Here is a 12,303-nt window from a genome sequence, read left to right on the forward strand (position 1 = left end):
GTCACTACTCCTACACACAATACGTTTCTACATACTCAGGCCGTGCGACTTGTACCATTTCCCTCGGTATAAGCGCTCTATGACAGCAGGGTGTTCCCAGCTGAACAGATACAGGTAGTCATTATTGATAAGGTCCTGCAGCATCTTGTGCTTGTCCACAATGCTCAGAATTTTGGTATTTGGTGCCACAATGTAGACACTTAAGCGTTCAGGCTGGTGAACCCACCGCTGACCGTTGTGAAGAGATTGCTTTGATAAACCAATACGCAAGTCACCAGAGTTGCCCTCGAAAACTCCGATATTATTGTGTAATGCGTTATGCAGTACTTTATTGCCGCTGCCCAGTTTAGTGTTGTCTGCTACAGACGCGTTGTACTGGCTATTGATCCAATTTGTCACAATCATCGGTGCCGTCATTAAGGTTTCTAATATCGATGAATCATGGTCTGTTTGCCACGCATAGTCATGAAGAAAGGTTTTTCCTTCAAGATCAACACCCCGTGTCCTGGCCCTAGGCCCAATGATAAAAGATGAGTTACCAGCGAGTCCCCATTCAGGCTGTACCTGTGACCAGTCGCTCGCTCTGTGTTGAAAGCGTTGGTTACGCTTTTTATCAGACTCAAACGGCAGATTCTTGCTGTAGTGTTTTGCGCGTTCTTTTTGCGCTTGGTGTTTCGCATCAATCAGTAAGTTTTTCACTTTTTCAGGCACTGCGCTGTCGAAACACTCGATGTCGTCAGTCGTGGTATTGTGTAAAGCGGGAATAAATCGCGTATTGCCGGCAATTTTATGACCCATTTTAATCAGTGATTTACGCACTTCGCTGTCGTTGAGTAACTGAGCGAGAACCCGAACATTCACCTCGCCGGATTGGCCTCCACACGCTCCACAGTCAAGGCCAGCCGCATGCAAATTATTTCTTGATTTACTTCCATGCCCAACAAGTAAAACCGTTGGTGCGAATGTGGTTATTCCCATCATTTTAAGCGCACCAGCCGCTAGGGCGACTTTATCCTCAAGGCTAATCGGGCCATCTTTGTTGCTGATTTCCCACTCGCAGTGGTGACTTAAGGCGTTAATAGGATTTTCTTTGCTTGATGGAAGCAGCGTATTCTTCAACAACTTGAAGACGTACCACCAGCCAGCTGATTCCACCATTGAGAAACTGCCAAGGGGCGACTTACTCCATTTATGCCACATGGCTCGGTGTTGCGTCACCTCTGCTCTATGGGCGACTGCATTTTTCTCATGCACGCTAAGCTGCGGTGAGAGTAATCCCGGTAACTGCGGCCTTTCGGCATCTGTGTGTGATGGTGCATAAGAAATGGGCATGCCGAAAAAGCCCGCAAACCCCATTGTTTTAATGGATGGGCTTTTTAATTCTAGCGTTCGGCGTATTACCTCTGAGCGCACATCTATACAGAATATTGCTTGAATATCTGGCGCAAGTTGCTTTGCCGGTGACGCAGAAACAAGTTTAGATTGAAGACGCTGCTGTTGCTCATATTCGTAGGCATACATCATCACCCAAAGCCCACGCTCTTCATCTTTATATCGTTCTATGCGGGAGGCCAATTGCTTTACGAGGTAGCCAAAACGCACATGAACCTGTTGTGCTTTCTCGGCATCACATTCCCGATAATAGCGATAAACGATGAGCTCCCACGCTAAGCGAATAGCTAACAGTCCCTGCAGTTCGTTGCACTCTTTTAGCCACGTTCTATATGCAATATAAGAAGACCAGCCGTTAAGATTCATGATCAGCGCATAGAAATAATCTTTGGCAAACTGTGAAGGAATGTTGAGCTCATCTGTTGCTTCTTTTAGCAAGGTATCGACGTCGCTTGGCAGTGAACTAAATATCTTCTTCAGGCTTTTCGTATTCATCAATACACTAATGCCATTATCGTGTTTAAGACCGTTCAGCCAGCTTTTATATAGCGTATTTGCAGGAGTATTGCCCTCAATTTGCACTAATGGAGATTCGTGCTGAAAATAGGCAGCGCAGAACTGGCTTATCTGAAATATACATTCTTCTTCCCATGTCATTTCATGACTACCGCGATAAGCATCGAAGTGCTTTGTCAGCAAAGGTAACGTCACACTGGCGCGTTCATTGCCCAACGAGGTAATAAAGGCATCTTTGTCTATACCAACATCGTATTGCGCCAAACTATGCGCTATTGCCTTGTCTGAAATAGCCCCTTCTTTATAGAGATCCAACCAATAAGACGCAGGCATCAATGCCGTGATCCCAGTAAGTGCGTGAACCCTTGCTGAGACATCTTGGAAAGGCTTGTCGATAAGCTTCCAAAAGGGGTTCACCGCTATCAGTTTATCAAGAGGAAAATTCGGCGCGACACCGCCACATGCTTCTTCTGCCGCTCTATGAATACGCTTTTCATCAAGACTCGAAGTATTAAGAGATACGATTGACATTACTTGCTCCCTATTTGTGTGATCGACGCTGATTTTTGATGCTTTTCTTTGCTTTGCCTTAGTGTAACGGGTGCAATCTTAAGGGTAATTTTGGTGAACCACTCGTCGAGGTAAAGACCAGCGAAGAGCAACTGCTTGAATTGTTGAACCAACCTTTTGTGTCCGTAGGAAAGCATGGCTAAATGGATAATAAAAAGTGCAGCAACAATACTCACCACCCAAATATCGACGGGTGAAAACATGCCGGTTGGCTTCGGGTAATGATAAAGAATGGTTTCAGCAACAAAGGCTTTCACGTAGCTATAGAGAGTAACCAAAGCAATGGAAATCCCCACAAGAATATAAAGTTGGGTTTGATCAGACGTCGCGGTTCGCATAGCGATGTAAGCAGTAAATGCCAGGGTAACGAGAACCCAAGGACTTGCTGGGCCCTGATATTCGGTGAGTGAGAAACTTGCTAGCACTATTAGAGAAGTAATGAACAGAGCATTGAGCCAATCGGCAAACGTAGGCGTGCGCTGAGCACTGATATCATGTTCAAGGGCTTCATAAACCGCTGAACCTGAGTTTAAGAACGCGTATGCCTTATAAAATGAATGAGCGACGAGGTGAATTAACGCAAGCGCATAAAGTCCAAGTGCACACTCTATAAGCATAAGTCCCATTTGTGATGACGTTGACCATGCGAGGCGGACCTTCACGGTGACGCGGGTTGTCATTGCTAGTGCACTGAAAAATACGCTAAGGCCTGCTGCAATTCCTAATATCCATTGTGCTTCAGAATATAATGAGATGAGCGGTGCGAAGGCTAATAGTAGATATCCCCCTAAATTAATCACACCTGCGTGAAGCAGCGCACTGACGGGAGTTGGTGCTTCCACAATGTTAATCAGCCATCCGTGTGCAGGTAGCTGAGCACACTTAATCAATGCGGCAAGTGAGATAAGACATGCAGCATATAGTGAATAAGAGGTTTGCTGGGCACTGAGGATAGAAGCGACTGAGCCGTTTGTATCATCTGCAGCGGCATTACTCAACAGTGTGAATATATCGTTGATATATAGGGTGTCGAATGCGCTATATAAAAGAATAAACGCGCCAGCCATCAGCAACTCTGATGCTCTGGCAAGTATGAACTTCTTGTGAGCCGCCACAACCGCTCGTGATCTCTGTGGATATAAAAGTAATAATTTGTGCAGAGAAAGACTAACTGACAGCCATCCTAGCCAAAAAATAACAAAGTGATTAGCCAGTATTGTTACTACAACCGATGCTAAGGTTAACTGCATCCATTTTAAAAACTGGGGGTAACACGCTTCACCAACGAAATAGTTTCTAGAAAATCGCATCAAAATAACACCGATGGTAACTACCGTTAATATAACCGCAGATTTCATCGGAGAAAGTGTCACCATCATTGTGTCGAGGCTCGATGAGACTGGCGCTAAGAGCCCTACCAACAGCGAGAGTAAAAACAATGCTATGGAGCCCCAAATAGCCACTCGCTCAACGTGTAACTTGGAAAACATTGTGTTTTTTGGGCCGCTAAACCACGACATGATAGTCCAAAATAGCGGTAGTAAAATGAGTAAAAATGAACTCGTTTGAGATGACATGCAACCCTCCTTTTTTTCTGCGGATGAGTAAAGCACGCTTATATACTTATAAAAAATATATAATAAAACCAGATTCGTTCTTTTTTACTTATTTGTTAAAAGTGCGTTTTGCAGCGGGTCCCATATTTTGCTGACCTATAGTTAAGTTGTTAACTTTATAGTTCTAATAAAGTTATGATTAATATTTAAATAATCAATTTTAATTAATTTTCAGCGCACGGCATGATCACCGTAGAAAAAACCAGTTGGGAACTTCATGAATTACAAAACCCCTGTGCTACGCTTTCCACAAGACATCGCAACTGCTGTTGGGCTGATAACGCAAGGTGAATGTATCGCTGTAAAAACAGAGACGGTCTACGGTTTAGCCGCCGATGCAACCAACGAACATGCAATTGAAAACGTGTTCAAAGCCAAAGGTAGACCCGCTAACAACCCATTAATCGTGCACATCGCGAGCGTTGATGACATTTCCCATTGGGCCAGAGACATACCGGATATTGCATACCAGTTAGCAGACGCTTTTTGGCCCGGCCCCTTATCTATATTATTGAAAAAAAAGCGTTGGGTTTCAGATAAAGTGACCGGCGGTCACGATACCATTGTGCTTCGAGTTCCTTCTAGTGAAAACTTTATAACACTTATTCGTGCTGCCAACACTGGCTTAGCGGCGCCCTCTGCAAACAAGTATAAATTTATAAGCCCCACCTGCGCTGAGCATGTTTTGAGGTCACTGGATGGACGCATTGCTGCAGTTGTAGACGGCGGTCAATCGGACGTGGGTATAGAGTCGACGATTATAGATGTTACAGCCCCCGTGCCGACTATCGTGCGCCCTGGGCCTATTGATGATTTAATGATTGAGCAGGCGCTGGCAAGACCAGTCAAATACGCCGACAGCTTAGGCGTGACCGTGCCCGGTAGTGCAAAACAGCACTATCAGCCAAACACCCCCGTATACCTTCTATCAACAGAGGCGCTTTCTCAAATGTTGCTTCATAATGATGAGGGAGTTATTTCTTACACCGCTCTCTCAGAAAGCATAAAGGGTGAATGCCGCAACATTATTCAACTAGCTAGGGATCCCGCTCAATACAGTGCCCATTTTTACGCGTCGCTTTATCAATTAGACAAGCAAAATTTACGCTGTATATATTTAGAAGAGACGCCTTATGATAAAGCGTGGTTAGCGATAAACAATAGAATAGGCAGAGTCGTGGCTAAGTAGTCGGCAGGTAGTGGCGGCTCACCTACGTCATAACCATAATGTCGCTTTTGGCGTTATTAATTAGTCTCTGAACCTGAGGTGTCACTTTCTTTTTAGCCAATGTTACTGCGTAAAAATGCTCGTACGCATCTGGCAAACTCTGCTGAACATAAAGGAGACCATTAGCAACTTCGTCTCGCACGACGACAGACGGCATAACAGAATACGCGCCACTGTCTCTAGCGAGAAGCCGAAGCATTGCCATATCGTTCGTTTCAGCTTTTACGTTGGGCGTATACTGTGCCCGAGCACACGCAATGCTAAAGGCGGAACGTATCTCACTGTTTTGCGAGGGAAGCACCCACGACGCATCAGCATAGCTTTGAGGGAATTTTCTTGCCTTTCGGGGCTTTGATGGGCCGATTATTTCGATAGCTTGACGAGAGACTAATTCACTGTGCCAAATGCCCTTTTGCTGGCCGAGTTCTACGTTGTGGTTAGTAAGGATAATATCGAAGCGAAAGCTGGATAGACCGTCGAGTAAATTGCTCAAGCCGGCTGTTTGTAATGAAAAAGTCGTAAATTTGTCGTTGATTAAGGGCAGCGTAAAACTTTCTACAAAGTTCCTGGATAAGTTAGAAAGTACACCAATAGCCACATGACTAGACTGTGCTGGCATGCCTTTGTTTATTAAGTTTTCTAGCTCTTCTCCTTTTGAAAATATTTCATCTGCGTATTCTAAAACCTGCTTCCCTTTTGGGGTAAGCACTAACTTCCTTCCCTCTCTGGAAAGCAGCGCTACCCCCATATTTTCTTGAAATTGTTTCAGTTGCGCTGAAATCGCGGACTGCGACAAATGAATCTCGTTGGCCACCTGAGTGAGGTTTCCTGTATTTGCTACACGCCAGAAATAATAGAGGTGGTGATAGTTCATCCTAGCCATGTACAAAACCCTAATAACTTGAGCGAAATTACAATGCGCAACTAACAAATGAAACGTTTATGGGGCTAATAATACGCCATAAATCAACGGGCTGCAGCCTTTCTCTTATACAGTAAACGCGTTAATGGCGTGGCTTGCGTTGACTTTATGTATTTTGCACACGCATTTACGCGCTACTTCACTATTTTCAATTGAGGCCAAGTGTTTAGCCAGCTTTTCGACGCAACTCGCTCATTAAATACATCGGGCCTGGGGTATTTTGGGTTAATGCTTATTGTACCTGCGAAGTTTGCGACTAAGCCAAATGGTGCCAGTATGTCTATACCATCATTTGCGGTAAGTTTAACCGCCACACATGTCTCGCGTTCTATCCAATATGAAATCGATTCGTAACAACTTTTATAGGGCGCATGATTATGGGCGACATGCATTCGCGCTTGGTTTTTTACTTGCCAACTGACGTCTGGCACAAGACGGGCGAGTTCACACTCAATCTTCTGCTCCAGTGCTTTTTCAGCAGATATTCGTTTTGACTGAGCAGCGGTTTTAGGCAGCGATTCATTTGCGTGTTGAGCTACGACAGTTGGTGGCCGTCGAGTATCAGAACTAAAGTAAATAACATCGATATCATTAAGTGGCGTAGGTGTGCTCTTCTCATGCAATTCATCCCAAATGGCATTTCGAACAAACCCAGCACCGATATACCCTTGTGGCAAGTCAAGCATTTGTAGAGCGCGAAGGCAGCGCATTTTAAAGGGGTCGCGTTTGATAATGTTGCGAAGGCGTTCAACAAGTATCGACTCAAATTCATCTAACGAGGCGTGCACGTCTTTTAACACCTATTTATTCCTATGTTCATAAGGTAAGACTTCCGTGCAGCTAGCGCAGCTCCTTTTGCACACGCTTTCAACCTTCATTTTTGATGCGCAGCTTGCGTTTCCACTTAATAATATAGAAGCAAAATGCGGCCATACTGCCACCGGCAAACCACCCCGCGATGATATCGCTAGGCCAATGCACGCCCAATAAAACACGACTCAGACCAATGCAGAATACAAGCAATGTCGCTGCGCCGTATATCCACAGCCGTACTGACGCATTTTGCGTAAAATAAGTCAGTAAGTAAGCGATGTAAAAGTAAACCAGCGTAGATAGCGCAGCGTGTGCCGAGGGAAAGCTTTGCGTGTAAACACTCACGTCCTGCATAGGTAATGGCGGCCTCGGTCTGTCGATTCCCGCTTTAAGAAGAAATGTGGTGATAACCCCTGCTGCGACGGCAATCAAAAAAGTGAGTGCCTTTTTCTTTTCGCCCGCTATTGATAGTGCGCCCGCAACTGACACGGTTAAGAAAATAAGCGACGTATTGCTACCTAACGCTGTAACGTCGCGCAAAGCATCTTTTTCCCAACCCGAAACATTACCCATCTGACTGATGGTGTTGAATAAAGTATTGTCAAACGCGGTGAGCACGCCCATGTGAACAAACAGCATCGTTAACAAGAATCCAGTGCCAAGTAGCAAAACTTGAATGGAGGGTGTTTTAAAGATACCTAAATAGGCGGCGATTGCGCCATGTTTATTCGTTTCACTGCTTGTCATAGTTCTCATTCCATTTAGGACAATTTAAGGCGTTATTTATCGTGTTTACTGCCACCTAAGCAATTCGGTGATGCCTGCGACTGTCCGCCCCGCGCTTCCCATTCTGAAGGTGTGTAAGTATGCAGAGCCAGTGCATGCACAGGCCCCTGCAGCGCTTCGGCCGCAAGGCCATTAATTTCCCGGTGCCTTGCTATCAAACGCTTGCCTTCAAAAGCATCGCTCACTACCGTAACTTTGAAATGGCTTTGCGCCCCCTCTGGCACATTGTGCATATAGCTTTCATCTACGACCTCGAGATAACTTGGACTAAGTGCAGATTCAATGGTGGTTTCCAGAAATACTTTAACTTGCATGGGCCTACTTTACTCGCTGAATAAGATGTCGGAATGTAAGGTTGATTCTACCACCGATAGGCTTTGCCGTCTTCGCAATACCATGTACGTAATGACTTTGTGTCGTCCCAGCCATGATCAATACACTTCCGTGTTCAAGCACCTGTGTACATTTCTCTTTGGTTTCCTTGTGTTTAAAAACAAAGGGCCTTGCTTCCCCTAATGTGACTGATGCAATCACTGGGTTTACACCTAGTTCAGGTTCATCATCTGAGTGAAAACTCATACTGTCTTGACCGTCTCGATACCAGTTTGCGAGGACGCTGTTAAACTGTGTTTTGTGCTCTGATGCACATATCGCCTCACAACAGGCCTTAATCTCTAACAAACTCTTAGTCCACGGGTTCGGCGACATCGTCAAATTTGAATAGGTATAGGTACACGCTTCATCGCCATGCCAGCTTTGAAGGCGAGGAATTTTTACCGGTTTTCCAAACAGCCGAATCGAATCCTGACGCCAAGGCAATTCAGCCTGTAACTTCTCAAAAAAAGTATCTGCGTCATTGTTTGATAATGCGTTAGGAAAATAAGTCACATCGCCCTCTGACAAAGGAAGTTGATAAGACGAGCGATTATCTTTTTGAGTCTCGAAAAGAGAAAATTGCATGAGTAAAGTATGTGACTTCCGTTAAATGTTAATTATGGCTTTGGGTACACAACCGTTAGCGTGCTTCAAGCACTTGCGAAGAGTGCTTGATGACACACTATTTACGCATGCTTTGCCAATGTGGATTGTTCTACCCGTTAGTAAATTCATCCTTAAAAGCAATATCCCCTCAATACTCAACATTATGGTGTAATACCAGTCCGCATAGATAATTGGCTAGAGCCACGTGCCTGATATGGTAAGATATATCGCGAGAAGATAAATACTATGCGCATTCACTTAATAGCGAATGTTTTGAGCCTTTCCCCAAAAACAGACTTCAATGAATACAGACTTTATTTTTGCCGACCGACAATTCTCGCTGATCCGCTACCCTGAAAAGCACCAGCACGTTAGCCTTCAAGCATGGGATAGCGCTGATGAACTCCTCATTGAGCACATTGAGACCTTGTTAAGTGAAGAATCGCTTTCTATTGGCAGCAGCGAAAATGATGGCTCTATGATGATCTTTAACGATGACTTCGGTGCGTTAGGCTGTTGGTTCGCTCACTTAGCACCCTATTGGGTATCTGATTCCTACATATCTTTGCGATCGCTGTGTGAAAACTTAAAAGCCAACCAGTTACTGAACGCACCTGTCGCTGATAATACAAGTGAACCGCATACTGCGCCGCTACAAACATTAACCAGTGTGCAAAGCTTAACGTTTAAGCCAGAAAAAGCACCACGCCTTGTTGTGCTAAAGGTACCTCGCGCCCTAGCGCTTCTTGAACAGCAGCTTATTGATTTACAGAAATATGTTACGCCGAACACACGTATTGTGGCGACAGGAAAAGTAAAAGCCATCACAAAATCTGTACTTAACCTTTTTGAACGCTATATTGGCCCAACAACCACTTCTCTTGCCAAAAAGAAATCTCGGCTTATTTTCGCTACACCTCGTGAGTCTCTAAAACTCGTTGACTCACCTTATCCAACGCGGTGGCAGTGTAAAAGCACCACCGGCACTACACTCACCATAGACAACCTAGCCAATACCTTTGCTCGCCAGTCACTGGATATTGGCGCGCGAATAATGCTTGAGAACATGACAGTAAGTGCCAATGACGTAGTGGTGGATTTAGGCTGCGGCAACGGTATTTTAGGAGTAAATGCGCTTTCTCTTGCCCCAGATGCCAAGGTGATATTTGTGGATGAATCCTATATGGCGTTAGAAAGTGCCAGACTTAATGTGCTCAACAATTTCCCAGATAGCATCGAGCAGTGCGAGTTTGTTGCAAGCAATTGTTTAGAAACATTGCTCAATAGAAATAATAAGCCTGCTGTTACCAAAATTCTGTGTAACCCACCATTTCACCAGCAAAACGCAATCACCGATCACATCGCATGGCAAATGTTCACTGACTCTCGTGACTTGCTCATGAGAAGCGGTCACTTAGTTGTGGTCGGCAACCGACATCTCGACTACCACATTAAGCTTAAAAAGCTGTTTGGTGGCGCTAAGGTACTTGCGAGTGACAAAAAGTTCGTTATCTTAGGCACTGCTAAACGTTAAGCGCTCAGGAAAATGCGCAAAACAAGGAACACATTTAAAGGCATTTTTATGAAAAAAATACTTTTACCACTACTGACCGTCGCTATGCTAATAGGCAGCAGCTCAGCGGCTATGGCGAAAAAAGACGATGGTTCTCAGGTTCAGCCTGACAATTACTATCCTCGCGTTAAAATAGAAACCACGATGGGTGATATCGTGGTTGAATTAGACAGAAGACGTGCGCCTATTACCGTGAATAACTTTCTTCGCTACGTAGATAAGCGCGCCTATGAAGACACCATTTTTCACCGCATCGTGCCTGGCTTCGTTGTGCAAGGTGGTGGATATACGGCCGACTTCAACGGTAAATCAAACTTCCCCGATATCTTTAATGAATCGGGTAATGGTTTAACCAACGACCTGCACACTATCGCAATGGCAAGACAAAGCGATCCACATACGGCCAACCGCCAATTCTTCTTTAATGTGAATGACAACAGCAGCTTGAACCCGGGAAGAGACTGGGGCTACGCGGTTTTTGGCGTGATTGTAGAAGGCGAAGACATTGTCGATGCCATGTCGGAAGTAGAAACTGAATACTCCATTCGCTTGAACGCGAATAACGTACCGATTGAGCCAATCATTATTAAAAAAATGACGGTGTTACCGCCTTTTTAACATTTGCACCATGTTCCTACGAAACAAACGTTCTTAACAACGAGCAGCCATAGAAAATCTGTTTCTATGGCTTTAGTTCCAGCCTAAACAAATGTTGACCGGGAAAAGCTTTATCAAAGTAAAGGCCCTGTTTTTTAAACCCCAAGCGCAGTAAAAGATTTTGCGACGCAGTGTTTTCAGGGTGAGTCATCGCTGTTAAAAAGCGATAGCCTTGAGATGCTGACCAGTTAATAACACATTGGCAAGCTTCAAAGCATAGACCACTTCTCCTCGCATGGGGGAGCATAGCAAAGCCGAGATCGGGGCATTCAAAAGAGAAACGATTAAATAAACCACAAACCCCCAAGGGTTGCCCTGTCTCGCTAAGTTCTACCGCCAACAGTCCATATCTCCACTCTTTGCGCTGAGCATTCGTTTTCGCTATGTAGTCACACGCGTCTTCTAGCGTATTAACGTTTTTGCTCCCAATATATTTTAGCCAAAGTGCATCTTGCTGCAGCGCCAATATCCAGTGCTGGTCATCAAAGGTAAGAGGCCGAAGTGTAATTCTATCGGTGGTAAATGCTGAAAGGTCTGTATTCACACTGATCCTGCTGTCAATAATTTGAGTGTTGCTTCACGTACTTTTAGGTTTCAAGCCCGTGTAAAAAATAGCTCAGGCGCTATCACTTCGCTAGCAGCTTGTCTATTTTCGCGGCAATTTCGCTGCTTACCACGGCGGGTCTGGGGTATTGTGGTTTGGCTCTATCGTTTACTCTTGGATGCTCCCAAAGCGAGGTTTGAGCGATAAAACGCGCTGCCTCTTGCTCCCCACCATGCTCTATACATCCTGCTATACACGTATCAATATAGGTTTGATGAACGGGGAATGCTTCATTAGCGGGCTCACAGGCTAGGGTTTCACATATCCAAAAGGTAAATTGAGATAAAAGCTGCTCAAGCGACGTGTTGTCGCTTTCTGCATGCAGATGAAAGTCTAGGTGGTTTGGGCTCACTTCTACAAACCGGTAGTCTTTTTCTCTTTCTTGTAGGGCTGGATTTATTGAGGTGGGAATGAGCTGTGCATTTAATTTACTTTGAAAATTAGCTAAGGCACCCACATAAGTCTGTCGCTCCTGCACACTACGGGTGACCCATGCCCTTTCAAAGCCTGCAACCGTGACGGGCACACCTTCGGTGAAAATATTGGAATAGCGTTCTCTGCTGCTTTTGCTTAACAAGCTTCCATAACCTAACACCATGTGCTTTTCGGTTTGCTGGTTTAGCCACTGAGCCAATTCTTTCATCG

12 protein-coding genes are annotated in these 12,303 nt (G+C 44.9%); 3 read left to right on the forward strand and 9 right to left on the reverse strand.

The window, feature by feature from the left end:
• Positions 1–27: 27 nt before the first annotated feature.
• Positions 28–2,439 carry a DUF2309 domain-containing protein gene (locus tag GVO63_RS04055; protein WP_159578213.1) on the reverse strand — a complete coding sequence of 804 codons (2,412 nt, stop codon included), beginning with the start codon at positions 2,437–2,439 and terminating at the stop codon, positions 28–30.
• Entirely contained in the window at positions 2,439–4,055 is a 1,617-nt protein-coding gene (locus GVO63_RS04060; protein ID WP_159578214.1) for an NADH-quinone oxidoreductase subunit L, read from the reverse strand. The genes GVO63_RS04055 and GVO63_RS04060 overlap by 1 nt, the downstream gene beginning before the upstream one ends.
• A 256-nt stretch (positions 4,056–4,311) precedes the next feature.
• Here GVO63_RS04060 and GVO63_RS04065 point away from each other — a divergent pair, with 256 nt between their 5' ends.
• On the forward strand, positions 4,312–5,283 hold the full coding sequence (locus tag GVO63_RS04065; RefSeq protein ID WP_159578215.1) for an L-threonylcarbamoyladenylate synthase: 972 nt from the start codon (positions 4,312–4,314) through the stop codon (positions 5,281–5,283).
• A gap of 22 nt (positions 5,284–5,305) precedes the next feature.
• On the opposite strand, the gene GVO63_RS04070 is transcribed toward GVO63_RS04065, so the two are convergent.
• The 5 genes from GVO63_RS04070 to GVO63_RS04090 form a co-directional block, all read right to left on the reverse strand.
• On the reverse strand, positions 5,306–6,205 hold the full coding sequence (locus GVO63_RS04070; protein WP_159490261.1) for a LysR family transcriptional regulator: 900 nt from the start codon (positions 6,203–6,205) through the stop codon (positions 5,306–5,308).
• 173 nt (positions 6,206–6,378) lie between these two features.
• The gene (locus tag GVO63_RS04075; RefSeq protein ID WP_236552054.1) at positions 6,379–7,044 is read right to left on the reverse strand and encodes a nucleotidyltransferase family protein; all 666 of its coding nucleotides are present in this window, start codon (positions 7,042–7,044) and stop codon (positions 6,379–6,381) included.
• Positions 7,045–7,111: 67 nt separating this feature from the next.
• Positions 7,112–7,804 carry a phosphatase PAP2 family protein gene (locus GVO63_RS04080; RefSeq protein WP_159578216.1) on the reverse strand — a complete coding sequence of 231 codons (693 nt, stop codon included), beginning with the start codon at positions 7,802–7,804 and terminating at the stop codon, positions 7,112–7,114.
• Positions 7,805–7,836: 32 nt separating this feature from the next.
• On the reverse strand, positions 7,837–8,157 hold the full coding sequence (locus GVO63_RS04085) for a BolA family transcriptional regulator (protein WP_159490259.1): 321 nt from the start codon (positions 8,155–8,157) through the stop codon (positions 7,837–7,839).
• 4 nt (positions 8,158–8,161) lie between these two features.
• On the reverse strand, positions 8,162–8,803 hold the full coding sequence (locus GVO63_RS04090) for an alpha-ketoglutarate-dependent dioxygenase AlkB (protein ID WP_159578217.1): 642 nt from the start codon (positions 8,801–8,803) through the stop codon (positions 8,162–8,164).
• A 322-nt stretch (positions 8,804–9,125) separates the two neighbouring features.
• Between GVO63_RS04090 and GVO63_RS04095 the strand changes: the two genes are divergently transcribed.
• Positions 9,126–10,358, forward strand: coding sequence for a methyltransferase (locus GVO63_RS04095; protein ID WP_159578218.1), 1,233 nt, complete (start codon positions 9,126–9,128; stop codon positions 10,356–10,358).
• A 48-nt stretch (positions 10,359–10,406) separates the two neighbouring features.
• A complete protein-coding gene (locus tag GVO63_RS04100) occupies positions 10,407–11,015 on the forward strand; it encodes a peptidylprolyl isomerase (RefSeq protein ID WP_159490253.1) in 609 nt (202 codons plus the stop codon).
• A gap of 64 nt (positions 11,016–11,079) precedes the next feature.
• Here the strand turns inward: GVO63_RS04100 and GVO63_RS04105 are convergent, their stop codons facing one another.
• Together GVO63_RS04105 and GVO63_RS04110 are read right to left on the reverse strand one after the other, a co-directional pair.
• A complete protein-coding gene (locus GVO63_RS04105) occupies positions 11,080–11,598 on the reverse strand; it encodes a GNAT family N-acetyltransferase (RefSeq protein WP_159578219.1) in 519 nt (172 codons plus the stop codon).
• Positions 11,599–11,680: 82 nt separating this feature from the next.
• Positions 11,681–12,301, reverse strand: a complete 621-nt coding sequence (locus GVO63_RS04110; RefSeq protein WP_159578220.1) for a gamma-glutamylcyclotransferase — start codon at positions 12,299–12,301, stop codon at positions 11,681–11,683.
• Positions 12,302–12,303: the final 2 nt, after the last annotated feature.

It is taken from the genome of Alteromonas sp. KUL106 (assembly GCF_009811415.1).
Taxonomy (GTDB): Bacteria; Pseudomonadota; Gammaproteobacteria; order Enterobacterales; family Alteromonadaceae; genus Alteromonas.

Excerpts from the sequence above, each read along its gene's own strand:
- GVO63_RS04055 (WP_159578213.1), bottom strand. The coding sequence starts at position 2,439 with ATGTCAATCGTATCTCTTAATACTTCGAGTCTTGATGAAAAGCGTATT.
- GVO63_RS04060 (WP_159578214.1), bottom strand. The coding sequence starts at position 4,055 with ATGTCATCTCAAACGAGTTCATTTTTACTCATTTTACTACCGCTATTT.
- GVO63_RS04065 (WP_159578215.1), top strand. The coding sequence starts at position 4,312 with ATGAATTACAAAACCCCTGTGCTACGCTTTCCACAAGACATCGCAACT.
- GVO63_RS04070 (WP_159490261.1), bottom strand. The coding sequence starts at position 6,205 with ATGGCTAGGATGAACTATCACCACCTCTATTATTTCTGGCGTGTAGCA.
- GVO63_RS04080 (WP_159578216.1), bottom strand. The coding sequence starts at position 7,804 with ATGACAAGCAGTGAAACGAATAAACATGGCGCAATCGCCGCCTATTTA.
- GVO63_RS04085 (WP_159490259.1), bottom strand. The coding sequence starts at position 8,157 with ATGCAAGTTAAAGTATTTCTGGAAACCACCATTGAATCTGCACTTAGT.
- GVO63_RS04090 (WP_159578217.1), bottom strand. The coding sequence starts at position 8,803 with ATGCAATTTTCTCTTTTCGAGACTCAAAAAGATAATCGCTCGTCTTAT.
- GVO63_RS04095 (WP_159578218.1), top strand. The coding sequence starts at position 9,126 with ATGAATACAGACTTTATTTTTGCCGACCGACAATTCTCGCTGATCCGC.
- GVO63_RS04100 (WP_159490253.1), top strand. The coding sequence starts at position 10,407 with ATGAAAAAAATACTTTTACCACTACTGACCGTCGCTATGCTAATAGGC.
- GVO63_RS04110 (WP_159578220.1), bottom strand. The coding sequence starts at position 12,301 with ATGAAAGAATTGGCTCAGTGGCTAAACCAGCAAACCGAAAAGCACATG.